The following is a 21,702-nucleotide window of genomic DNA, read 5'->3' as shown; positions in this document are numbered from 1 at the left end:
TGTTGTGCACAACCGGTACCACTGGTCGAGTAGCCCGCGAGCGCAGCGAGCAGGCGTATCGAGACCACCTCTGTCGACGCGCAGCATCGGTGGGCGTGGTCTCGATACGTGTCCTCGCTGCGCTCGGGCACTACTCGACCAGCGGAGCGCGAGCGGGAGGGTGATGAGCAGCGAGATCGTTAGGCTGGAGATCCACTCACTGGGAGGCATCCGTTGGCGATCGAGAAGAACACGCGGGAATTCGACGCGGGCATCGTCACCGACTTCCGGGAGCGGATGAGCTACGGCGGCTACCTCGACCTCGAGACCCTGCTGAGCGCCCAGAACCCCGTGAGCGCCCCCGAGCACCACGACGAGCTGCTGTTCATCATCCAGCACCAGACCACCGAGCTCTGGCTGAAGCTCATGCTGCACGAGCTCGCCAGCGCCCGCGACCTGCTGCGCGCCGATGAGCTGCCCCAGGCCCTCAAGCGCGTCGCCAGGGTCAAGCACATCCAGCGCACGCTCACCGAGCAGTGGTCGGTGCTGGCCACCCTGACTCCCACCGAGTACGCGGAGTTCCGCGGCTTCCTCGGCAACTCGAGCGGCTTCCAGTCGTACCAGTACCGTGCCGTGGAGTTCGTGCTCGGCAACAAGAACCGTCGCATGCTGAGCGTGTTCGAGTCCGATGCCACCGCTCACGCCCTCCTCAGCGAACTGCTCGAGGCACCGAGCATCTACGACGAGTTCCTGCGCTACCTCGCCCGCACCGGGCATGCCGTTCCGCAGCACATCCTCGACCGCGATGTCACCGAGGCCTGGGTCTTCGACGAGTCGCTCGTCGGCGTCATCCGCGACATCTACGAGGACGCCCATGACAACTGGTCGGCCTACGAGGCCTGCGAGGAGTTCGTCGACCTCGAGGAGAACTTCCAGCTCTGGCGCTTCAGGCACCTGAAGACGGTGCAGCGCACGATCGGCATGAAGACCGGCACCGGCGGATCGACGGGCGCCGCCTTCCTGCAGAAGGCCCTCGAGCTCACCTTCTTCCCCGAGCTCTACGCCGTGCGCACGCGCATCGGCCAGCCACCGGTGGAGTCGCCAGAGCCGACAGCATGATCGCGCCGGAGTCCGCAGCATGATCGCGCCGGAGCACCCAGCATGATCGAAGAGGGCCTACTCCTCGGCGTCGAGGAGTACTGGGCGGCCGGCTGGCACGGACGTACCCTGTTCACCGTCCGCGACGGCATGCTGCATCCGTCGACGGATGCCGCAGCCACCCCAGACCTCGACCTGCCGGGAACCCTGTTCCCCCGCCTCACCGACCACCACGTGCACCTCGGCCTCGTCGACGCCGAACGCCTGCTGCCGGCCGGCATCACGAGCGTCGTCGATCTCGGGTGGATCCCGGATATCGCCGCCGGCTGGCACACCGACAGTCGCTACCCCGGATCCACGCTGCCCGCGGTACGCATGGCGGGCGGACTCCTCACCTGCGCGGGCGGCTACCCGGCCGCGAGCGGCTGGGCCCCGGCGGGGGCGACCGTCGAACTCGCCGGCCCCGACGACGCCGAGGAGGCGGTACGGGCGCAGGTCGCCCTGGGCGCATCCGTCATCAAGGTCACCCTCAACTCCGTCGCCGGCCCCGTGCCGAGCGACGATCTGCTCACGGCCATCGTGCTCGCCGCGCGGGCCCACGGCGTTCCCGTGGCCGCCCACGCCGAGGGCGTCGGCATGGCCCGGCGCGCACTCGACGCCGGAGTGAACGCGTTCGCGCACACCCCGTTCAGCGAACAGCTCGACACCGAGCTGATCGCACGCATGTCGCGCGCCGGCACCGCCATGATCTCCACCCTCGACATCCACGGCTGGGGCGCCCCCACGCGGGCCTTCGTCATCGCCCAGGACAACCTGCGCCGATTCGCCGCGGCCGGCGGTCGCGTGCGCTACGGCACCGACCTCGGCAACGGACCGCTCCCGATCGGCGTCAACTCCCGCGAGCTGACGGCCATCGCCGACGCCGGGCTCGACCGCGACGCCGTCGTCGAGTCGATCGCCGGATCGTGGACGCCCGACGCCGTCGGCCCCCGCTTCGCCTGGGTGCCGGGTCTCCCGCCGACCCGCGCCGGAGACGTTCCCGCCTGGCTGTCGACAGCCCGCGGCACCACCATCGACTACCTCGAGGAGACTCTGGCATGACCGCAGCCCCCAGCCCCGATCCGCACCTGTCCTTCGCTCGGCGCATGGACCGCTCCGACGGCCTCGCGCACCTGCGCCGACGGTTCGTGGGGGTGACGGATGCCGCCGACGGCGCCGCCCCCGAGGCCGTCGTCGCCTATCTCGACGGCAACTCCCTCGGGCGACCGACCATCGCCACGGGCGAGAGGCTGCAGCGCTTCGTGACCGAGGCGTGGGGCGGCCGGCTCATCCGCGGCTGGGACGAGGAGTGGCTCGACCTGCCGTTCGCGATCGGCGACGCCCTGGGCAGCGCGGCTCTGGGAGCGGCATCCGGTCAGACCTACATCGGCGACTCCACGACCGTCACGATCTACAAGCTGGCCCGCGCCGCGGCCGACGCGCAGCTCTCACGCGACCCGGCCCGCACCGAGATCGTCGTCGACACCGACAACTTCCCGACGGATCGCTACGTGCTCGACGGCATCGCCGGCGAGCGCGGCATGAGCATCCGTTGGATCGTCGCCGACACCGAGGCCGGCGTCACGCCCGAGCAGGTCGCGGCCGTCGTCGGTCCGCAGACCGCGCTCGTGGTGCTCAGCCACGTGGCCTATCGCTCGGGGTTCCTCGCCGACGTGCCGGCCATCACGCGCATCGCGCACGACGCCGGCGCCCTCGTGCTGTGGGATCTCTGCCACTCGGCAGGCTCGGTCCCCACCGAGCTCGACGCCTGGGGTGTCGACCTCGCCGTCGGCTGCACCTACAAGTACCTCAACGGCGGGCCCGGCTCTCCTGCCTTCGGCTACGTGCGCGCCGACCTGCAGGAGGTGCTCGCACAGCCCATCCGCGGCTGGCTCGGTTCGGCTGATGCCTTCGAGATGGGTCCGGAGTACGTTCCCGCCCCGGGCATCAGGCGCTTCATCAGCGGAACCCCCGCGATCGTCGGCATGCTCGCCATGCAGGACACCATCGCCATGATCGCGGATGCCGGCATGGAGGCGGTCCGCGCCAAGTCGGTGGCGCTCACCGAGTTCGCGATCACCCTCGCCGACGACTGGCTGGCGCCGCTCGGGGTGACGGTGGCCTCGCCCCGCGATGCCGAGCGCCGCGGCGGCCATGTGACTCTGTCGCACCCGGCGATGCGCGAGGTGACGGCCCTGCTCTGGCAGCAGGACGTGATCCCCGACTACCGCGATCCCGGCGGCCTCCGCATCGGCCTGTCGCCGCTCTCGACCAGCTTCCAGGAGACCCACGCCGGTCTCGCCGCCGTGCGGGAGACCCTGCGCGGCGTGCTCCGAGAGCAGGCGGGGCTGGCGTAGGCGCGGTTCAGCACGCGCACGCGACCGGCCTCGAAGACGATCCGGACGCGACGGGTCAGACGCGCTCGAACACCGCGGCGAGACCTTGTCCGCCGCCGATGCACATGGTCTCCAGGGCAAGGGAACCGTCGAGCGCCGGGAGCTCGTGCGCCAGGGTCGCGAGCATGCGCAGGCCCGTCGCGCCGATCGGATGGCCGATCGAGATGCCGCTTCCGCGCGGGTTCAGGCGGGGGTCCTCCGCGTCGACGCCCCAATCGGCCAGGCAGGCCAGGACCTGCACGGCGAAAGCCTCGTTCAGCTCGATCAGGTCGAGGTCGTCGAAGCCCAGTCCGGCCCGTCGAAGCGCCAGGTTCGAGGCCGAGACAGGTGCGACGCCGAATCGCTCCGGTTCGTTGCCCGTGACCGCCCACGATCGCAGCCGCAGCATCGGAACGAGGCCGAGCTCGGCCGCCCGGCCCGGCGTGGTGACGATGGCGGCTGCCGCGGCATCGTTCTGGCCGCTCGAGTTCCCCGCGGTCACGGTGGCCGCGGCATCCGACCTCGACAGCACGGCACGGAGCGACGCGAGGGCCTCGAGCGAGGTGTCGGCCCGCGGATGCTCGTCCCGATCGACACGCGTGGGGCCACGGCGCCCGGGCACCTCGACCGCGACCAGCTCGGCGTCGAACGCGCCCGACTCCTGGGCTGCGACGGCCCGCTGGTGCGAACGCAGGGCGAGGGCGTCCTGCGCCTCGCGGCTGATCCCGTACTCGGCGCGCAGCGTCTCGGCCGTGCCCACGTTGCCATCGGGGGTCGGATGGTCGCGCCCACCGACGGTCTCCCGGCCGCGGGCGAGCGCGTCGTGCAGGAGCAGCCCGCCCGGCGGCAGGCCGCGCCTGCCCTCCACGGTGTAGAACGGCGCGTTGCTCATCGACTCGGCGCCGAGGGCCATGACCACGTCGCTGACGCCGGTCTGCACCTCCATGGCCGCGTTGAGTACGGCCTGCAGGCCGCTGCCGCAGCGCCGGTCGAGCTGATAGCCGGTCGCCGTCACCGGAAGCCCGGCGTCGAGGGCCGCGACCCGTCCGAAGGCCGGCGCCTCCATGGTCGGGTAGCCCTGCGCCGCGATGACGCCGTCGACGGCGGCGGGGTCGATGCCGCTGCGCTCGATGACGGCGCGCAGCACCGTCGTCGCGAGCTCCAGTGCCGAGACCGCGGCGAGGGATCCGCCCATCCGTCCCACAGGCGTGCGCAGCGGAGAGCAGATGACGACCTCGCGCAGTTCGGTCATGATGCTCCGTCCAGGGCCGGGTCGATCGAGAGGGGGGCACCGGTCGCCGCGACGACCTGCTCGAGGCTCACGCCGTCGGCGAGTTCGCGAAGCACGAGGCCGTCCGCCGTGACGTCGATGACGGCGAGGTCTGTGATGATGCGATCGACGCAGGCACGTCCGGTGAGGGGCAGGGTGCATTCCGGCACGAGCTTCGCCGTGCCGTCCTTGGCGACATGCTCCATCACCACGATCACCCTCTCGGCACCGTTGACGAGGTCCATCGCGCCGCCCATGCCCTTGACCATCTTGCCCGGCACGGCCCAGTTCGCGATGTCCCCGCCTGCCGAGACCTGCATGGCGCCGAGCACGGCCGTCGCGATGCGTCCGCCGCGGATCATTCCGAAGGAGGCGGCGGAGTCGAAGTAGCTCGCCCCGGGGAGCACCGTGACGGTCTCCTTGCCCGCGTTGATGAGCTTCGGGTCCTCCTCCCCCTCCCAGGGATACGGGCCGACACCCAATATGCCGTTCTCGGAATGCAGGACGACGTGGGTGCCGTCCGGCAGGTGGTTGGGGATGAGGGTCGGCAGCCCGATGCCGAGGTTGACGTAGCTGCCGTCCTCGAGTTCCTCGGCCGCGCGTGCGGCCATCTCATCGCGGGTGCGCGGCATCAGTCGGTCTCCTCGTCCTGGGTCGTGCGGGGCCTCGGCCTGACCGTCGTCTTCTCGATCGGCAGCTCCGTCGCCTGGTCCGGCGTGAGCTGCACGACCCTGTCGACGTAGATGCCCGGCAGGTGCACGTCGTCCGGCCCGAGCACACCCGGCTCCACGAGCTCATCGACCTCGGCGATCGTGATGCGTGCGGCCATGCCGGCCAGCGGGTTGAAATTGCGCGTCGACTTCTCGAAGCGCAGGTTGCCGTGGCGATCTCCGACGGCCGCCCGCACGAGTCCGTAGTCGGTGCGGATGGCCTGCTCGAGCACGTACTCGCGCGCGTCGCCGAAGACGTCGAACGGCCGCAGTTCCTTGGGCAGGCTGGTGAGCGCCACAGTTCCGTCGGCGGCGTAGCGCAGCGGCATCCCGCCCTCGGAGACGGCCGTCCCGGCCCCCGTCGCCGTGTAGAACGCCGGTATGCCGACCCCACCGGCACGCAGTCTCTCGGCGAGGGTTCCCTGAGGGGTCAGCTCGACCTCGACCTCGCCGCCGAGGTACTGGCGGGCGAACTCCTTGTTCTCGCCGATGTACGACGCGATCACCCGACGGATGCGGCCGGCCCCGAGCAGCTCGCCGAGCCCCCAGCCGTCGACTCCGCAGTTGTTGGAGACCACCTCGAGGCGGTCCACCCCGCTCGCGAGCAGCGCGCGGATCAACACGATCGGAACCCCGGAGAGCCCGAAGCCGCCGACGGCGAGCGACGCTCCGGCCGGGATGTCGGCGACGGCCTCGGCTGCGCTGGCGACGGTCTTATCCATGGGTCGGCTCTCCTGGGTTGGTCGGTTCGGCGAAGACCTCGCGCATGATGGCGGTGGCCGCGTTCGCGGCCGGGAGGCCGGCGTAGAGCGCCGTGTGCAGGATGACCTCGGCGATCTCAGCACGGCTGAGGCCGTTGCGGATGGCCGCGCGCACATGCATGCGGATCTCGGCATGATGGCCGCCGGTCACCAGCGACGCGAGCGTCGCGATGCTGCGTTCCCGGCGCGAGAGCTCGGGGCGGGCCCAGACCTCCCCCCACGCGTAGCGCGTGATGAAGTCCTGGAACGGAGCGGTCTCCGCGGTGACGGCCGCGGTCGCGGCGTCGACGTGGGCGTCGCCCAGCACCGAGCGCCGCACCGCCATACCCGAGGCGCCCGCGTCTGTCGGGGTGTGCCGTTCGATGAGCTCCAGCAGCAGCGCAGCAGACGCCACCGGTTTCTCGAGCGGGGCGAGGTGGGCGGCTCCGGCGATCTCGGCGAAGTACGCGGACGGGAGGGCGTCGGCGAAGTCGCGCATCGACTCGGTCGTCGTGACGAGGTCGTGCTCGCCGCTCACGACGAGGGCGGGCACAGCGATCCCGGGAAGGGACGGCGTGCGATCGAAGGTGGCGAGAGCTTCCGTGCAGAGCGCGTACGACTCGTCGTCGACGTCGACGAGGGTGCCGAGACCGCGGGCGCCCGGGCCGCTCGGGTCCGACTCGAGGTAGCCGGGCGCGTACCAGCGTGCTGCGCTCCCCGTGACGACCGATGCCGTGCCCGATGCACGCACCTGGGCTGCGCGCTCGGCCCAGCCTGTGGCGTCGCCGATGCGCGACCCGCTGCAGAACGACGCGAGGCTCAGCAGCCGCTCCGGATGCGACGCAGCGAGTTCGAGGGCGACGGCTCCGCCGAGGGAGAGCCCGGCCACGTGGAAGCGCCCGCCGCCGGCCTCGTCGACCAGGCGCAGCGTCGCCTCGGCGAGTTCGGCGATGGTGAACGGGGAGCCGGTCGCCGGGCTGGCACCATGGCCGGGCAGGTCGATGCGCAGGATGCGCAGGGCGGGCAGCGCGTGCGCCACCTCGGCGACCACGCCGTCCCAGACGGCCGTCGTCGTTCCGAGTGAGGGGAGGAGCACGAGCAGGCCGCTCGACGTCGCGGTGTCGGCTGCCGGCGTGATCGACCCGAGCAGGCGGGGGATGGTCATCGGGGATCCTTCGTCGAGAGGGAGGCGAAGCGCCGGACGGCCGCGCCGACGACACGCTGCGATGCCGCGATCGTCGCAGTCTCGTCGTGCTGCAGTTCCGGGCTGATGGCCCGGGACCGCTGCACCGCGTCGTGGTCGATGGTGAGAGCGGAGAGCATCGTGGCAGCGGCATCGGAACTCTCGACCGCGATCCGCAGGAGTGCGCGGAACGCCGCCCACTCGGCATGCCACTCACCGGCCGGCCGGGCGTCCTGGGAGACGGCGGCGGTGTGCACCGTCGCGAGCAGTCCGGGCGCGCGCAGCCCGTTCGCCGTCAGCAACACGGCGTCCACGGGATTGCGCTTGTGCGGCATGGCGGACGAGCCGCCTGTCGTCCCGAGCACCACCTCGCCGATCTCGGTGCGGGCGAGGAACCCCACGTCCCGGCCGAGCCTGCCGAGCACGGCGGTGATGACGGCGACGGATGCCGCGATGCGGAGGATCGGGCTGCGCTCGGTGTGCCACGACCTGCCTGGGTCATCGAGCCCCAGGCCCGCGGCGAGCGCGGCACGCACGTCGGGACCAACGCCCTCACCTGTGCCGACGGCCCCGCCCAGCTGCACGGGGAAGCTGAGCGCGTCGACCTCCTCGACGGCGGAGGTGACGCCGTCGAGCCATCCGGCGGCGACCACGCCGACGGTGCTCTGGGCGGCGTGCTGCCCGAGGGTGCGGGCGATCGCGATGGTCCGCGCCTCGTTCTCGGCGAGCGCCACGAGCGCGGCTCCGGCGTCGATCAGGCGATCGCGGGCGACACGGATGGCGCGGCTCGCCACGAGCACGAGTGCACTGTCGAGCACGTCCTGGCTGGTGGCGCCTGCGTGCACCGACGGGCCCGAGCCCGGGGCGACGGACTCGGCTATGGCGCGCAGCTGCGACACGAGCGGGATGACGGGAACGCCACCGGTGCGCAGGCCATCGAGCAGAGCATCTCGGTCGATGGCCTCGGGGCGGAACGCACCCGCCACGATGTCGATGTCGCGGCCCGTCAGATCTCCGTCGGCCCAGAGCAACGCTCGCTCGACGTCGAGGAGGGCTGCGAGCACGGCGTCGTCGCTCGTGGCTCCGGCCGACGCAGCCAGGGGCTCGAGGAGTCCCCAGTCGCTCCAGCCCGCGTCGCGCTCCTCAGTCATGGCTCTCCGCATCGAAATCGAGGAAGACGGTTTCATCGTCGCCCTGCAGCCGTATATCGAAACGGTAGCTGTGCGGAGCGTCGAATGTCGCGATCAACGTCGGACGACGCGACGGATCGACGCCATCGAGGAAGGCGTCCGAGGCGTTCCGGTCCACCTCGTCGCCGAAGTACGCCCTCGTGAACAGGTGGTGGGTGAGTCCCCGGGCGAAGATCGTGACGAGAACGTAGGGCGCGGCATCCGCCCGGGTCGCCCCGGGCTTGATGGTGGAGAAGTCGTAGTTTCCACGACGATCGACGGGGGTGCGTCCGAAGCCGGTCACGGTGTGGCCGTCGCGGGCGAGGCTGCCGAGTTCGGAGATCACGCGGCCATCGGCATCCGGATGCCAGATCTCGACGATGGCGTCGGGGATCGGCTGTCCGGCGCCGTCGAAGACGGTTCCGTGCAGACGGATGGCGGCCGGATGCCACGGAGCCGCCACGCTCTCGCCTCCCGCGAACGGCAATGCGTAGCCGAAGAACGGACCGACGGTCTGGGAGGGCGTCTGCAGGAACTCGGACTCGGGTGACTCAGGCATGGTCGGCGTCCTCCGGCTCCATCCAGGTGGACTTCGGGCCGGTCAGCACGACGTCCCAGCGATAGCCGATCGCCCACTCCGGCCGGCTCACGTCGTGGTCGTACCGCGCGACCAGGCGCTCCCGCGCGGCCGGGTCGACGATCGACTGGTAGATCGGGTCGAGGCCGAACAGCGGGTCCCCGGGAAAGTACATCTGGGTGATGAGCCGCTGCGTGAAGGCGGAGCCGAAGAAGGAGAAGTGGATGTGCGCCGGCCGCCACGCGTTGCGGTGGTTCTTCCACGGGTAGGCACCCGGCTTGATCGTGGTGAGACTGTAGCCTCCGTCATCGCCGGTGATGATGCGGCCGACGCCGGTGAAGTTGGGGTCGAGCGGCGCCGGATGCTGATCGCGCTTGTGCACGTACCGGCCCGAGGCGTTCGCCTGCCAGATCTCCACGAGCTGGTTGCGCACGGGCCGGCCGTCGCCATCGAGCACCCGCCCGGTCACGATGATGCGCTCGCCGAGCGGTTCGCCGGTGTGCTGGATGGTGAGGTCGCTCTCCTCCGCCGCGACGTCGGTGTGCCCGAAGGCCGGCGATGCCAGCTCGATCTCCTCCGGGTCGGCCCGCACGAGTTCGTGGGTCGGATGCCGCAGTGCCGTGCTGCGGTACGGCAGGAAGTCGCGCGGAGGATGCACCGGAAGCGGCCGGCCGCCCGCCCTCGCCCACTCCCCGTGCTCGGCGTGGATCTGCTCGATCTCCGCTGAGACCATCTCCTGGGTCAGCTGCTCTGCTGGAATCGTCATGATGTCCTCGCTCTCAGAAGGGAAGGCCGGCGTACTGCTCGGCGAGACTCGCCATCGCGTGCTGCGACCCGGTCACGTACTCCAGCTGACCGACCTGACTGCGGTAGCGGAAGGCTCGGGCTGCGGCATCCGGAACCTCGTGGTGCACGTGCAGCATCTCCGTCATCCACTGCGAGAAGTGCTGCACCTGCCACTGCCTGGCGAGCGCTTGGTCGCTGTAGCTCGCCAGCGGGGCATCGTCGCCCGCCCGCTGCTCGAGCAGCGCCCGACCGAGCAGGGCCACGTCGGCGATGGCGGAGTTGAGCCCCTTGGCACCGGTCGGCGGCACGATGTGGCCCGCGTCGCCCACCAGGAAGAGCCTTCCGCTCGAGAGGGTGGAGGTGACGAAGCTGCGCATGGGCGTGATCGACTTCTCGGTGATCGGTCCCTGCTCCAGTGTCCAGCCGTCGACCCCGAGCCGGGTCTGCAGGCCGTCCCAGATGCGCTCGTCGCTCCAGTCGTCGATCGATGCGTCCGGCTCCACCTGCAGGTAGAGCCTCGACACCCGCCGCGATCGCATCGAGTGCATGGCGAAGCCGTCGGGATGCAATGCGTAGATGAGGTCGTCGGTCGACGGGGCGACGTCGGCGAGGATGCCGAGCCAGGCGAACGGGTAGGAGCGCTCATACGTCGTCAGCGAGCGGCTGGGAAGACTCGGCCGGCAGATGCCGTGGTAGCCGTCGGCGCCGACGACGAAGTCCGAGTGCAGCTCGTGACGGATGCCATCCCGCGTGTACCCGACGACGGGGTCCGCGCCGTCGGTGCCACGGGGAGAGACGTCGGAGGCGTCGAAGACGATGTCGGAGCCGAGGCGCTCGTGCTCGGCGAGCATGTCCGTCACGAGTGCCTGCTGGCCGTACACGGTGACGGTGCGTCCCACGAGCTCGCGGAAGTCGACGTGCCGGCGCTCGCCCTCGTACTGCAGGTGGATGCCACCGTGCTCGAGTCCGCGCTCACGCAGGTTCGCGTCGAGCCCCAGCGAGGCGACGATGTCGACGGAGCCCTGCTCGAGCACCCCGGCGCGGATGCGGCCCAGAACGTGCTCGCGGGAGCTCCGCTCGAGGATGACGAACGGCACCCCGGCCTGCGCGAGGATGTGCCCGAGCAGGAGCCCGGCCGGGCCGGCGCCGATGATGGCCACGCTCGTCTGCACTGATGAGCCTCTCGCGTCGATGGGAAGGTGCTCCCACTGTCGCGCCATCCTGCCCGCACGGCATCGACGTTTCCACTCAGTGGAAACCAAACCGGTGGTCCGACCCTACGGACGCCACCCGAGTGCGGCGGAGATGCCGCGGGCCGCCATGCGCACCCCGAGTGCGAACTGCGGCTCGGCCTTCCGCTCGACCCGCGCGACGATCGACACGGCCGCGACCACGGTCCCTGTCGCGTCACGCACGGGGGCGGCGACCGAGAACGCCCCGCTCGTGAGTTCCTCGACCGAGGTGTCGAGGCCAGTGAGGCGGATCTCGGCGAGGCGGGCGCGAAGTTGCGCATCCGACGTCAGGGTGTTGGGGAGATAGCGCCGCGGGCCGGCCGCGAGCACGGCGTCGAAGACCTCGGGCGGCGAGAACGCGAGCAGCACGAGCCCGACACCCGTGGCGTGCAGCGGCAGCCGGGTCCCCACATCCGAGATGACGGGAACCGCGTCCCGTCCCGACAGGCGCTCGAGGTACACGGCTCCCAGGTCGTCGCGCACGGCCAGGTGCACGTGCTCTCGGGTGGCGTCGAGCAGGTCGTCGAGATAGGGGCGCGCGAGATCGCGGAGTCGTCGCGCCGTCGGCTGCCGGGTCCCGAGGCGCCAGAGCTTGATCCCCACCCTGTAGCGTCCGTCGTCGCCTCGAACCAGGCCTCCCCACTCGACCCACTCCGCCAACAGGCGGTGCGTCGTCGAGATCGGCAGGCGTGCGCGCTGGGCGACCTCGGTGAGAGTCAGCTCGTCGCCGCTCTGGAAGGCATCGGCGATGGAGAACACCTTGTCGGCGACGGAACGACCCGCGCCTTCGGAGTCGCCCACTCAGCCGGCGAGCAGCTTGGCCTTCGCCTCGCTGAACTCGGTGTCGGTGAGCACTCCGCTCGCGTGAAGAGCAGCGAGTTGGTTGATCTTGTCGATGAGGGGGTCTGTGGCACCGGATGCCGGAGCCTGGGCCGGCGCAGCAGCGGGCGCCGCTACCTGCGTCACCGAGCCGTACTGCTCGGGCTCCTGCTCCCGCTCGTACGCATCGGCATCCTGCTGGGTGGCGTACTTCTGCTGCTGGTGATGGGCGATCGCCCCAGCCGTCATGGCTGCGGTGCCCGTGATGACTGCTGTGCGCGCGACGGTGCCGATGAGTCCGGGTCGCCCGAAGCGTCGTCCGATGAGCATGGTGGTTCCCCTCGTTCCGGGATCTGTCTAACAGTCGATTCTGGGAATCGGATTAGTCCACGAGTGCCGCGACGGCGTCCTCATGGTCGATCTGCACATGCAGGGCCACCTCGCCGCCCTGCTCGCGCAGCACCTCGTAGAGCCGGAACGCCCAGCGGTGCTCGACGGCGAGCACCAGCGCCACGGTTCCGGGTTCGAGCGCCTCTCCGACGATCTCGGCATCCGAGTCGCTGAGGAGGTCACGCGGGTCCGGAGCGAAGCTCTCGAAGCCCGGCACCTCGTCCTGCTCGATGTCCCGGGCCGAGATGAGGCCTTCGGCATCACGCGTCACGACGATGGCGTCGATCACGGCGATCTTGCCGCCGTCGACGAGCTTCTCCAGTTCGCCGGCGATGGCCCGCAGGCCGCCGCCCTCGGGGAAGGTCAGCACGAGCACCTCTACTGGTCCGATCGGCATCAGTGGCTCCTCCTTCATCCCGCCCACGGCAACGCTACTCGGACCACGGCGCCACCGTCACCCCCGGCACGGGCAGCGCGGCACCGACCCGTGGAGCCACCCGATAGAATTGACGCAATCCCCCTCTCTACTCCCGGACGGAGCCTCAGGTGACCACGATCATCGTCGAGACCATGCCCAAGGCCGAACTGCTCGACCCACAGGGCAAGGCCGTCGCCGGCGCCCTCGCCCGGCTCGGCACCAGCACCTTCGCGTCGGTGCGCATCGGCAAGCGTTTCGAGATCGTGGTCGACGGCCCCGTCGACGACGCGGTCCTCGCCGAGGTCCGCACCGTGGCCGAGGAGATCCTCTCGAACTCGGTCATCGAGGACGTCGTCGGCATCCACGTGGTCGAGGCAGCCGTCTGATGGCCACCCGCGTCGGAGTCATCACCTTCCCGGGATCCCTCGACGACCGCGACGCTCAGCGCGCCGTGCGCATCGCCGGAGCCGAGCCCGTCGCCCTGTGGCACGGCTCTCACGACCTCGAGGGCGTCGACGCCCTCATCCTGCCCGGCGGGTTCAGCTACGGCGACTACCTGCGCTGCGGCGCCATCGCGAGCCTGTCGCCGATCATGACCGAGGTCGTCGCCGCCGCGAACTCCGGCATGCCCGTGCTCGGCATCTGCAACGGCTTCCAGATGCTCACCGAGGCGCACCTGCTCGAGGGCGGTCTCATCCGCAACGACCACGGCTCCTTCATCTGCCGCGACCAGGTGCTGCGCGTCGAGAACACCGACACCTCCTGGACCCGCGACTTCGAGGCCGGCGAGAACATCACCATCCCGCTGAAGAACGGCGAGGGCGGCTTCATCGCCTCCGACGAGACGCTCGACCGCCTCGAGGGCGAGGGCCGCGTGGTCTTCCGCTACGTCGACGTCAACCCCAACGGCTCGCTCCGCGACATCGCCGGCATCTCCAACGAGCGCGGCAACGTGGTCGGCCTCATGCCGCACCCCGAGCACGCCGTCGAGCCCGGCTTCGGCCCCGACACCGACGTCGCCATGCGCTCCGGTGTCGACGGACTCGCCTTCTTCACCAGCGTCATCGAGCGCACGCTGGCCTCAGTCTGAGAATGACGGATGCCACGGGCTCACCGGGCCCGGTCTCGATGCCTGCGCCGGCAGCGGGTCGCGCCTTCGCGGCGACTCCGAAGCGCTACTTCCGTGTCGTCGCCATAGCCGAGGCGATCACGTGGACGCTCCTGATCGCCGGGATGCTGCAGAAGTACGTCTTCGACGCGGGCGAGTGGGGCGTCAGCCTCGGCGGCGGACTGCACGGCTTCGTGTTCATCGCCTACGCGGCGAGCGTCGTGCTCGTCGCCGTGAACCAGCGCTGGTCTCTCGGCGTCGCGGCCGCGGGCATCGCCAGCGCCGTCGTGCCCTACGCGACCATCCCGTTCGACCTGTGGGCGGATCGGACCGGTCGCCTCCACGGCCCCTGGCGACGCGAGACCGACGGCCACCCGTCGGACGGAAGCGTCGCGAACCGCCTTCTCAGATGGGGCCTCGCACGGCCGGTGCTTGTGGCGGTTCTGGCCGTCGTCGCTGTTGCGCTCGTCTTCGGCGCCCTACTCCTGATCGGTCCCCCCGGCGGTCGCGACTGATCCACCGGCGGTTGCTCGCCGTCCAAAGCGATCCTTGTGTTACCCATCGGCCCTCAATACGCTGACCATGGGTATCAACGAAAGGGCATCCTCATGGCGTCAGGGCCTGTCGAGATCGTGGTCATCGGGTTCACAGAACCTCTCACGGGGAAGATCCTCCCCGAACTGAACAAGCTGGTCGAGTCGGGAGTCGTCACCATCGTCGACGGCCTGGTCGCCTCGAAGGACCTGGACGGATCGGTGACTCTCGCCGAACTCTCCGAGTCCGGCGGAGACGAGGATGCTGCGGCCCTGGCCGCCCTGCTCGACCGCGTCGACGGGCTGGTGTCCGACGAGGACGCCGAAGAGCTCGTCTCCGAGCTCGACCCCGGTACCTCGGCAGCCATCCTGGTCTTCGAACACACCTGGGTGAAGCCGCTGCGCGACACCATCGCCGCGGCCGGCGGAGTGCTGCTCGACACCGTGCGCATCCCCGGCCCCGTGGTCGACGAGCTCGTCGCGACCGTCCCCGAGATCGACTGACCAGTACTACGAAGGAGTAAGCACATGCGAGGAAGAATGGGACGCCCCGGACTGATCGGCATGGCGGCACGAACCGCGGTCGTCGCGGGAACAGCCACCGCCGTCTCCGGCAACGTGCAGCGCCGCCAGGCGAACCGTGCGCAGCAGTCCGCGGATGCCGACGCCTACCAGCAGCAACAACAGCAGGCCGAGTACGCGGCGCAGCAGCCCCAGTACGCGGCAGCCCCCGCTCCTGCGGCGGCTCCTGCGGCCGACGACCTGACGGCGCAGATCGAGAAGCTCGCGACGCTCAAGACCGCGGGCGTGATCAGCGACGCCGAGTTCTCGGCGGCGAAGGCCAAGCTGCTCGGAATCTGATCGGCGGCATCCGTCGTCGACGGTCTCTGAATCGAAGCATCACGGAGCGATCGGTCGCTTCTCCGCACGGAGGAAGGCGACCGATCGCTTCGTCGTCTGCGCCGCGGCATGGCGGCCGCATCGGTGCGCGAGACCAGGATTCCGAACGGTCGGTCTGTAGCGCATCCGTGTCTAAGATGAGTGCACGCGAGTTCCCGATCAACGTCGATCACTGGAGATCCCATGGCACTGAGCACCCATCCGCCCGTCGAGATTCCCGACACGTCCATCTTCGAGTACCTGTTCGGTGGGCTCGGGGCCGCCGACCTCGACGAGATCGCCCTCGTCGACGGCACCTCCGGAGCCGAGACCTCCTACCGCCAGCTGGTCGGGCAGATCTCCCTGCTCGCCGGAGCCCTCGCCGCCCGCGGGGTCGGCGTCGGTGACGTCGTCGGCATCCTCTGCCCCAACATCCCCGCGTTCGCCACGGTGTTCCACGGAGTGCTGCGCGCCGGGGCCACGGCCACCACGATCAACTCGCTCTACACCCCGGGCGAGATCACGAACCAGCTGACGGATGCCGGAGCCCAGTGGCTCTTCACCATCTCGCCCATGCTTCCCCAGGCCGAGGCCGCAGCCGAGGCCACCGGAATCCCGGCCGATCACCTCATCGTCCTCGACGGCGCCGAGGGCCACCCCTCGCTGCGCGATCTCCTCGGCGAGGGGAAGCAGGCACCGGAGGTGAGCTTCGACCCGGCGACGCACGTCGCGGTGCTCCCCTACTCCTCGGGCACCACCGGGCGCCCCAAGGGCGTCATGCTCAGCCACCGCAACCTCATCGCGAACATCGCGCAGTCCAGCGGCTCCATCGGCCTCGGCGACAGGGGCCTGGGCGCCGGCGACAGGGTGCTCGCCGTGCTGCCGTTCTTCCACATCTACGGCATGACCGTGCTGCTCAACTTCGCCCTCCGCGAGCGCGCCACCCTCGTCACGATGCCCAAGTTCGACCTGCCCGAGTTCCTGCGCATCGTCTCCGAAGCCAAGGTCACCTGGATCTTCATCGCCCCGCCGATCGCCGTGGCCCTGGCGAAGCATCCGCTGGTCGACCAGTTCGATCTCTCGAGCGTCGAGGTCGTGTTCTCGGGGGCTGCCCCGCTCGACGGCTCTCTCGCCGCCCTCGTCGCCGAGCGCCTCGACTGCATCGTCTGCCAGGGCTACGGCATGACCGAGCTCAGCCCTGTGTCCCACTCCATCCCGGTCGAGCACCACGAGATCGACCGCTCGAGCATCGGCATCCTGCTGCCCAACACCGAGGCCCGCATCATCGACGTCGAGAGCGGCGCCGACGTCGACGTGCCGGCCGACGGTCAGAGCGCCTCAGGCGAACTGCTCGTTCGCGGACCGCAGGTCATGCTCGGATACCTCAACAACGACGATGCCACGGGCCGCACCCTCGACGGCGACGGCTGGCTGCACACCGGAGACATCGCCACCGTCACGGCCGAGGGCGTGTACTACATCGTCGATCGGCTGAAGGAGCTCATCAAGTACAAGGGCTACCAGGTGGCGCCGGCGGTTCTCGAGGCCGTCCTGCTCGGGCACCCCGCCATCGCCGACGCCGCCGTCATCGGCGTGCTCGACGACGACGGCCAGGAGATCCCGAAGGCCTTCGTCGTATTGCAGTCCGATGCCGACCTCGACGAGGCCGGTGTCATGGAGCACGTCGCATCTCACGTCGCGCCCTACGAGAAGGTGCGCCGGGTGGAGTTCATCGACGTCATTCCGAAGTCGAGCGCCGGCAAGATCCTGCGCAAGGACCTGCGCGCCCGCACCTCGAAGAGCTGACGACCCGCCGACCGCGACGAGCGATCAGGCGCCGTCGCGGTCGAGGGTCTCCTCGACCTCCTGGTCGCTGGCACCGGTCTGGATGGGGATGGCCGAGGTGAACATGCTGGCGCGTTCCTCAGCCTCGGGGGAGCCGGAGAAGAGGTTCGACTGCTCGCCCGTGTGCGGAGACGGCACGTCGACGAACGGCTCGGGCTCCGGCTCGTGCTTGCGCGACGACTTCTTCTCGGGGCGAGCGGATGCGGCATCCGGTGTCGCGTCGACGGCGACGGGATCGACCAGCACCCGCTGGTGCGGGATCGATGTCGGGTGCTGCGTCTGAACCCACGTCACCATCTCCTCGCGCACATAGCAGCGCAGGTCGAAGAGGGTGGGGGCGTCGGCCGCCGTCACGAGGATGCGCACGCGCACGAAGCCGCCGACGGCATCGGTCACCTGCAGCACCGAGGCACGCTGATCCCAGAGCTCGGTGCGCTCGAGCGACGCGGCGAGCTGCTCGCGCATGAGGGAGGGGGCTATGCGCCAGTCCAGGTCGAGTTCGACCGAGCCGAGCAGGGCGCTGCCCTCGCGCGTCCAGTTCTGGAACGGCTGCGTGGTGAAGTAGGTGCACGGCAGCACGAGGTTGCGCTCGTCCCAGAGGTTCACCACGACATAGCTCAGGGTGATCTCGCCGATCTTGCCCCACTCGCCCTCGACGACCACCACGTCGTCGACGCGGATCGCCTCACTGAAGGCGAGCTGGATGCCGGCGAACAGGTTCGCGAGAGTCGACTGCGCGGCAAGACCGGCCACGACGCTCAACAGACCGGCCGACGCGAGCACGCTCGCTCCGACGAGACGCACCTCGGGGAAGCTCAGCAGCACGCCGCCGATGGCGACGACCACGGCGATCACGACGACCAGGCGTCGCAGGATGGCGATCTGCGTGCGCACCCGGCGGGCGACCTTGTTGTCCGCCACGTCGATGCGGTAGCGCGCGGTGCTGAGATCCATGCCGAACAGGGCGAGTTCGCACACGAACCACGAGCCGACCACGATCATGGCGATGAGCAGGAGGTGCTCGAAGCCCGCGCGCACCTCGCTCTCGTCGAGGGTGGCGACGAGCACGATCCAGAGACCGGCGATGAAGAGCAGCAGGCGGAACGGCCAGCGCGCGCGCTTCAGCAGGATGCGCGGCCATTCCTTGTGCCGGCCGACGGCGCGGGCGATCTGCCGCGCTATCGCCGAGATCACCAGGGCGGCGATCGCCGCGATCACGACGGCCACGCCGAAGCCCAGCCACGAGTGCCATTCGAATCCGTCGAGCACGGATGCCTCCCATCGGTCGAAACATCCAGCCTACGGACACCGCCGCCACGCTTCGACCGCGGACGTCGTCCGGGCCTCAGCGATCGGTCAGGAGTACAACTCCTCCGGCACCCGCAGCGCGTAGATCGGCTTGCCGGTTCCCCAGATGAGAGCGCACGCCGCGCGCAGCAGGTCGATCGGGGCGTCGCCGCGCTTCACGATCTCGACGTTCTCGCCCTTCAACCGCACGACCGCCCTGCCCACCGTCACCTTGGCTCCGGCATCCGTCACCACGGACTCGGGATACGGTTCGCTCAGCTGGCGCAGGTCATCGAGGATGAACGTCGGCCGCTGGTCGAGCACCGCTGCCAGCACCTGCTTGGCCTTGTCGATGCCGGTGAGCACGAGAGCCGACGGCATGCCCGCCCGGTTCGCCCCGAGGATGTCGGTGTCGAGCCGGTCTCCGATGAACAGCGGCGCGCTCGCCTCGAAGCGCAATCGAGCCTCGTCGAAGATCGCCACCTCGGGCTTGCCGGCCACGACGGGCAGGCGACCCACGGCCGTGTGCACAGCAGACACGAGCGTGCCGTTGCCCGGTGCGATGCCGCGCTCCTGCGGGATCGTCCAGTCGGTGTTCGTCGCCACCCACGGGATGCCGCCGTCGCCGGAGTCCGCCAGGGCGAACGACGCCTCGGCGAGCTGCTTCCAGCCCAGCTCGGGCGCGAAGCCCTGGATGACTGCGGCGGGGGAGTCCTCGGCCGAGCGCGTCACCGTGAAGCCGGCCTTCTCGACCTCGGTCACGAGGCCGTCTCCGCCGATCACGAGGATCACGGATGCCGCAGGCACGAGCCCGGCGAGCAGGCGCACTGCAGCCTGCGGCGACGTCACCACGTCGCTCGGCGCGACACTCAGGCCGAGCTCCGAGAGATGGGTCGCCACCGAGGCATCGGTGCGCGAGGCGTTGTTGGTGATGTAGCCGATGCGGGCATGCGCGGATGCCGCATTGAGGGCCTCGACCGCGAACGGAATGGCCCGCGGACCGGCGTACACGACGCCATCGAGGTCGGCGAGAACGACGTCGACACCATCCAGAGGTGTCACGCCGCTACTTCTCCGTCTCGGCATCGGTCACGATGGCGTCGGGCTCGGTCGCATCCGCCTCGTCGGTGACAGGCTCGTCGGTGACGGGCTCGTCGGCTTCGAGGGCCTCCTCGAGGTCGGCGTCGAGCTCGGCCTCGAGCTCCTCGCCCTCCTCCTCGGCTTCGGCGTCGGCCTCAATCTCGGCATCGGCATCGGCGTCGGCGTCCGCCTCGGCCTCGGCATCGGCATCGGCATCGGCATCGGCATCGGCCGCGCGGTCCTCGGCGTACTCCCCGTCGACATCCTCTTCCACGTCGTCGAATTCGAGTTCCTCCTCGAGCACCTCGACGTAGTCGTCGTCGCCACCGTCGCGTGCCGTGATCGCTGCAGCGGCACGCTCGGAGCGCTCGCGCCAGACGGCGGAGTCCTCGTTGCGGCCGAGATCCTCGAGCACGTCGGCGTAGGCCGCGAACAGGCCGGGGCTGTAGGAGAAGGCCGTGTTCGGGTCGAGCTGCGTGATCTCGAGTTCGGCGAGGGCCTCGTCGGTCTGACCGAGGTCGAGGCGGGCACCCGACATGGCGATGGCCAGGGCTACCTGCACGTCAGGGGCGAGCGTCGACCGGTCGACGGATCGCCCGAGCTCGAGGGCCCGGTCGGGGCGACCCACTCCTCGCTCGCTGTCTACCATCAGCGGCAACTGGTCGTTCTTGCCCGAGATGCGGCGGAAGGTGCGCAGTTCACGGAGCGCCAGGGCGTAGTCGCCCACGGCGTACGCGGTGATCGCGAGCGTCTCGCGCACCACGGCGATGCGGCCGGCGCGACGAGACGCGGAGATCACGTGCTGGTGGGCGAGCTCGGGGTCGTCCTCGATGAGACGGACGGCCATCACCAGGTGCTTGGCCACCCACTCCGCGTTCTCCTTGGTGAGGGTCTTCAGCTCGTTGCGGGCGACCCGATCGAGCTCGTCGGGCTCGACGCCGTCGGGCACCCAGGGGTCGTCGTGACGCGGGCGGATCATGCGCAGCTCTTCAGCGCGCCGCTCCTCCTCAGTCAGCTCGACCTCGGCCTCGAATGCACCGCGGTCGCCCCGGGCCGGAGCGCCGTCGCGCGTCCAGAGCTTCTTCGGCGCGCGGTCGTCCTTCTTCTCCCACGGCTTGCCCGAGGATGACCCACCCCGGTCGTCGCGCTTCTCCCACGGCTTGCCGGAGGGCGCGCCGGAGCGCTGCGGGCGGTCGGAGCCGTACGGCTTCCGATCCGAGTTGTACGGCTTGCGGTCGCCATCACGCGCGGGCTTGCGGTCACCGACCCACGGGGGTCGACTGTCGCCGCTGGGCGCACCGTCGCGCTTCTCCCACGGCTTCGAGCCGCCCCGGTCGTCGTTCTTCTCCCACGGCTTGCGGTCTCCAGAGGGGCCGCCGCTGCGCTGGGGACGATCCGAGCTGTACGACTTCCGCTCCGAGTTGTACGGCTTGCGGTCCCCATCGCGGGGCGGACGGCGGTCACCGCTCGGTGCGCCGTCGCGCTTCTCCCACGGCTTGCGGTCGCCCGAGGGCGCGCCCGATCGCTGCGGACGATCGGAGCTGTAGGGCTTCCGGTCCGAGTTGTACGGCTTGCGGTCCCCATCGCGGGGCGGACGGCGGTCACCGCTCGGTGCGCCATCGCGCTTCTCCCACGGCTTGCGGTCGCCCGAGGGCGCACCCGATCGCTGCGGACGATCGGAGCTGTAGGGCTTCCGATCGGAGGTGTACGGCTTGCGGTCGCCATCGCGCGGGGGACGACGGTCACCGCTGGGCGCGCCATCGCGCTTCTCCCACGGCTTACGGTCTCCGGATGCCGCACCGGAGCGTTGCGGACGATCCGAGTTGTACGGCTTGCGATCACCGCCGCCACTGCGAGGCGCTCCGTCGCGCTTCTCCCAGGGCTTCTTGTCGCCGTCCCCGCGGGCTCCTCCGGTGCCACCCGATCGTGCCGGCCGATCGTCGTCGCGCTTCGGTGCTCGGTCTCTGGGTGGGTAGTCGCTCACGGGGGAATCCTTCTCTTGCGAAAGGCGCGCGAACTGGTCGCGCCGCCCTCGCCATTATCGCGGGGTCGCTGTTGAATTTGTGTTAAATGCGAAAAGGCCACCCAGTGTGTGGGTGGCCTTTTCGTGAGTTAAGTCCGGCGGTGTCCTACTCTCCCACAGGGTCTCCCCTGCAGTACCATCGGCGCTGAGAGTCTTAGCTTC

Annotated in this window: 23 protein-coding genes and 1 rRNA gene; 9 read left to right on the top strand and 15 right to left on the bottom strand. The window is 70.1% G+C overall.

The genetic code is table 11. The annotated features are described in order from the left end of the window. Positions 1 to 213 precede the first annotated feature (213 nt). Genes E4M00_RS14530 through E4M00_RS14520 form a run of 3 tightly spaced genes read left to right on the top strand, consistent with a single transcriptional unit; the run spans position 214 to position 3,473 of the window. Positions 214 to 1,098 carry a tryptophan 2,3-dioxygenase gene (locus E4M00_RS14530; protein WP_056171156.1) on the top strand — a complete coding sequence of 295 codons (885 nt, stop codon included), beginning with the start codon at positions 214 to 216 and terminating at the stop codon, positions 1,096 to 1,098. A gap of 42 nt (positions 1,099 to 1,140) precedes the next feature. After that, positions 1,141 to 2,178, top strand: coding sequence for an amidohydrolase family protein (locus E4M00_RS14525; protein WP_135121215.1), 1,038 nt, complete (start codon positions 1,141 to 1,143; stop codon positions 2,176 to 2,178). Beyond that, positions 2,175 to 3,473, top strand: coding sequence for a kynureninase (locus tag E4M00_RS14520; RefSeq protein WP_135121214.1), 1,299 nt, complete (start codon positions 2,175 to 2,177; stop codon positions 3,471 to 3,473). Before E4M00_RS14525 ends, E4M00_RS14520 begins: the two co-directional genes overlap by 4 nt. A 55-nt stretch (positions 3,474 to 3,528) precedes the next feature. On the opposite strand, the gene E4M00_RS14515 is transcribed toward E4M00_RS14520, so the two are convergent. From E4M00_RS14515 to E4M00_RS14465, 11 genes are all read right to left on the bottom strand, one after another. Further along, positions 3,529 to 4,743: an acetyl-CoA C-acetyltransferase gene (locus E4M00_RS14515; protein WP_135121213.1), complete on the bottom strand. Its 1,215-nt coding sequence runs from the start codon at positions 4,741 to 4,743 to the stop codon at positions 3,529 to 3,531. After that, positions 4,740 to 5,393 carry a CoA transferase subunit B gene (locus tag E4M00_RS14510; protein ID WP_056171146.1) on the bottom strand — a complete coding sequence of 218 codons (654 nt, stop codon included), beginning with the start codon at positions 5,391 to 5,393 and terminating at the stop codon, positions 4,740 to 4,742. The genes E4M00_RS14515 and E4M00_RS14510 overlap by 4 nt, the downstream gene beginning before the upstream one ends. After that, positions 5,393 to 6,193, bottom strand: coding sequence for a CoA transferase subunit A (locus E4M00_RS14505; RefSeq protein WP_135121212.1), 801 nt, complete (start codon positions 6,191 to 6,193; stop codon positions 5,393 to 5,395). The genes E4M00_RS14510 and E4M00_RS14505 overlap by 1 nt, the downstream gene beginning before the upstream one ends. Beyond that, positions 6,186 to 7,376, bottom strand: a complete 1,191-nt coding sequence (gene pcaDC / locus E4M00_RS14500) for a bifunctional 3-oxoadipate enol-lactonase/4-carboxymuconolactone decarboxylase PcaDC (protein ID WP_135121211.1) — start codon at positions 7,374 to 7,376, stop codon at positions 6,186 to 6,188. Before pcaDC ends, E4M00_RS14505 begins: the two co-directional genes overlap by 8 nt. Next, the gene (locus E4M00_RS14495) at positions 7,373 to 8,545 is read right to left on the bottom strand and encodes a lyase family protein (protein WP_167756909.1); all 1,173 of its coding nucleotides are present in this window, start codon (positions 8,543 to 8,545) and stop codon (positions 7,373 to 7,375) included. The genes pcaDC and E4M00_RS14495 overlap by 4 nt, the downstream gene beginning before the upstream one ends. Further along, positions 8,538 to 9,122: a protocatechuate 3,4-dioxygenase subunit alpha gene (pcaG, locus tag E4M00_RS14490; protein ID WP_135121209.1), complete on the bottom strand. Its 585-nt coding sequence runs from the start codon at positions 9,120 to 9,122 to the stop codon at positions 8,538 to 8,540. Before pcaG ends, E4M00_RS14495 begins: the two co-directional genes overlap by 8 nt. Continuing rightward, positions 9,115 to 9,906 (bottom strand): protocatechuate 3,4-dioxygenase subunit beta, encoded by a 792-nt coding sequence (gene pcaH / locus E4M00_RS14485; protein WP_135121208.1) that lies wholly within the window; start codon positions 9,904 to 9,906, stop codon positions 9,115 to 9,117. The genes pcaG and pcaH overlap by 8 nt, the downstream gene beginning before the upstream one ends. Positions 9,907 to 9,919: 13 nt before the next feature. Further along, on the bottom strand, positions 9,920 to 11,098 hold the full coding sequence (locus tag E4M00_RS14480) for a 4-hydroxybenzoate 3-monooxygenase (RefSeq protein ID WP_135121207.1): 1,179 nt from the start codon (positions 11,096 to 11,098) through the stop codon (positions 9,920 to 9,922). Positions 11,099 to 11,203: 105 nt separating this feature from the next. Further along, positions 11,204 to 11,959 (bottom strand): IclR family transcriptional regulator, encoded by a 756-nt coding sequence (locus tag E4M00_RS14475; RefSeq protein WP_135121206.1) that lies wholly within the window; start codon positions 11,957 to 11,959, stop codon positions 11,204 to 11,206. Further along, a complete protein-coding gene (locus E4M00_RS14470) occupies positions 11,960 to 12,307 on the bottom strand; it encodes an SHOCT domain-containing protein (RefSeq protein ID WP_135121205.1) in 348 nt (115 codons plus the stop codon). 52 nt (positions 12,308 to 12,359) lie between these two features. Further along, positions 12,360 to 12,764: a DUF6325 family protein gene (locus E4M00_RS14465; RefSeq protein ID WP_056171125.1), complete on the bottom strand. Its 405-nt coding sequence runs from the start codon at positions 12,762 to 12,764 to the stop codon at positions 12,360 to 12,362. 149 nt (positions 12,765 to 12,913) lie between these two features. Between E4M00_RS14465 and purS the strand changes: the two genes are divergently transcribed. The 6 genes from purS to E4M00_RS14435 all read left to right on the top strand — a co-directional run bounded on the left by purS (position 12,914) and on the right by E4M00_RS14435 (position 17,111). Further along, positions 12,914 to 13,171 carry a phosphoribosylformylglycinamidine synthase subunit PurS gene (gene purS, locus E4M00_RS14460; RefSeq protein ID WP_135121204.1) on the top strand — a complete coding sequence of 86 codons (258 nt, stop codon included), beginning with the start codon at positions 12,914 to 12,916 and terminating at the stop codon, positions 13,169 to 13,171. After that, positions 13,171 to 13,875 carry a phosphoribosylformylglycinamidine synthase subunit PurQ gene (purQ, locus tag E4M00_RS14455; protein WP_135121203.1) on the top strand — a complete coding sequence of 235 codons (705 nt, stop codon included), beginning with the start codon at positions 13,171 to 13,173 and terminating at the stop codon, positions 13,873 to 13,875. Before purS ends, purQ begins: the two co-directional genes overlap by 1 nt. Before the next feature lie 2 nt (positions 13,876 to 13,877). Beyond that, positions 13,878 to 14,408 (top strand): DUF3817 domain-containing protein, encoded by a 531-nt coding sequence (locus E4M00_RS14450; protein WP_240037160.1) that lies wholly within the window; start codon positions 13,878 to 13,880, stop codon positions 14,406 to 14,408. A 93-nt stretch (positions 14,409 to 14,501) separates the two neighbouring features. Then, positions 14,502 to 14,930, top strand: a complete 429-nt coding sequence (locus tag E4M00_RS14445) for a DUF6325 family protein (RefSeq protein WP_135121202.1) — start codon at positions 14,502 to 14,504, stop codon at positions 14,928 to 14,930. A gap of 24 nt (positions 14,931 to 14,954) precedes the next feature. After that, the gene (locus tag E4M00_RS14440; RefSeq protein ID WP_240037158.1) at positions 14,955 to 15,287 is read left to right on the top strand and encodes an SHOCT domain-containing protein; all 333 of its coding nucleotides are present in this window, start codon (positions 14,955 to 14,957) and stop codon (positions 15,285 to 15,287) included. Positions 15,288 to 15,509: 222 nt separating this feature from the next. After that, entirely contained in the window at positions 15,510 to 17,111 is a 1,602-nt protein-coding gene (locus E4M00_RS14435; protein ID WP_135121201.1) for an AMP-binding protein, read from the top strand. Positions 17,112 to 17,135: 24 nt separating this feature from the next. Here the strand turns inward: E4M00_RS14435 and E4M00_RS14430 are convergent, their stop codons facing one another. The 4 genes from E4M00_RS14430 to rrf form a co-directional block, all read right to left on the bottom strand. Then, positions 17,136 to 18,419 (bottom strand): mechanosensitive ion channel family protein, encoded by a 1,284-nt coding sequence (locus E4M00_RS14430; protein ID WP_135121200.1) that lies wholly within the window; start codon positions 18,417 to 18,419, stop codon positions 17,136 to 17,138. A gap of 87 nt (positions 18,420 to 18,506) precedes the next feature. Further along, positions 18,507 to 19,523: an HAD-IIA family hydrolase gene (locus E4M00_RS14425; RefSeq protein ID WP_135121199.1), complete on the bottom strand. Its 1,017-nt coding sequence runs from the start codon at positions 19,521 to 19,523 to the stop codon at positions 18,507 to 18,509. After that, a complete protein-coding gene (locus E4M00_RS18085; protein ID WP_240037156.1) occupies positions 19,504 to 21,501 on the bottom strand; it encodes a primosomal protein in 1,998 nt (665 codons plus the stop codon). Before E4M00_RS18085 ends, E4M00_RS14425 begins: the two co-directional genes overlap by 20 nt. Positions 21,502 to 21,633: 132 nt before the next feature. Beyond that, positions 21,634 to 21,702: ribosomal RNA gene (gene rrf / locus E4M00_RS18300) — 5S ribosomal RNA — on the bottom strand; the annotation flags it as partial.

It is taken from the genome of Orlajensenia leifsoniae (assembly GCF_004570845.1).
Classification (GTDB): domain Bacteria; phylum Actinomycetota; class Actinomycetes; order Actinomycetales; family Microbacteriaceae; genus Orlajensenia; species Orlajensenia leifsoniae.
The sequence above is the reverse complement of the archived record's forward strand: the minus strand, read 5'-3'. Positions and strand labels throughout refer to the sequence as shown.

Bases quoted from the DNA above. Each gene is read 5' to 3' on its own strand.
- E4M00_RS14525 (WP_135121215.1), top strand. From the start codon at position 1,141: ATGATCGAAGAGGGCCTACTCCTCGGCGTCGAGGAGTACTGGGCGGCC.
- E4M00_RS14520 (WP_135121214.1), top strand. From the start codon at position 2,175: ATGACCGCAGCCCCCAGCCCCGATCCGCACCTGTCCTTCGCTCGGCGC.
- E4M00_RS14515 (WP_135121213.1), bottom strand. From the start codon at position 4,743: ATGACCGAACTGCGCGAGGTCGTCATCTGCTCTCCGCTGCGCACGCCT.
- E4M00_RS14510 (WP_056171146.1), bottom strand. From the start codon at position 5,393: ATGCCGCGCACCCGCGATGAGATGGCCGCACGCGCGGCCGAGGAACTC.
- E4M00_RS14505 (WP_135121212.1), bottom strand. From the start codon at position 6,193: ATGGATAAGACCGTCGCCAGCGCAGCCGAGGCCGTCGCCGACATCCCG.
- pcaDC (WP_135121211.1), bottom strand. From the start codon at position 7,376: ATGACCATCCCCCGCCTGCTCGGGTCGATCACGCCGGCAGCCGACACC.
- E4M00_RS14495 (WP_167756909.1), bottom strand. From the start codon at position 8,545: ATGACTGAGGAGCGCGACGCGGGCTGGAGCGACTGGGGACTCCTCGAG.
- pcaG (WP_135121209.1), bottom strand. From the start codon at position 9,122: ATGCCTGAGTCACCCGAGTCCGAGTTCCTGCAGACGCCCTCCCAGACC.
- pcaH (WP_135121208.1), bottom strand. From the start codon at position 9,906: ATGACGATTCCAGCAGAGCAGCTGACCCAGGAGATGGTCTCAGCGGAG.
- E4M00_RS14470 (WP_135121205.1), bottom strand. From the start codon at position 12,307: ATGCTCATCGGACGACGCTTCGGGCGACCCGGACTCATCGGCACCGTC.
- E4M00_RS14465 (WP_056171125.1), bottom strand. From the start codon at position 12,764: ATGCCGATCGGACCAGTAGAGGTGCTCGTGCTGACCTTCCCCGAGGGC.
- purQ (WP_135121203.1), top strand. From the start codon at position 13,171: ATGGCCACCCGCGTCGGAGTCATCACCTTCCCGGGATCCCTCGACGAC.
- E4M00_RS14450 (WP_240037160.1), top strand. From the start codon at position 13,878: ATGACGGATGCCACGGGCTCACCGGGCCCGGTCTCGATGCCTGCGCCG.
- E4M00_RS14445 (WP_135121202.1), top strand. From the start codon at position 14,502: ATGGCGTCAGGGCCTGTCGAGATCGTGGTCATCGGGTTCACAGAACCT.
- E4M00_RS14440 (WP_240037158.1), top strand. From the start codon at position 14,955: ATGCGAGGAAGAATGGGACGCCCCGGACTGATCGGCATGGCGGCACGA.
- E4M00_RS14435 (WP_135121201.1), top strand. From the start codon at position 15,510: ATGGCACTGAGCACCCATCCGCCCGTCGAGATTCCCGACACGTCCATC.
- E4M00_RS14425 (WP_135121199.1), bottom strand. From the start codon at position 19,523: ATGCCGAGACGGAGAAGTAGCGGCGTGACACCTCTGGATGGTGTCGAC.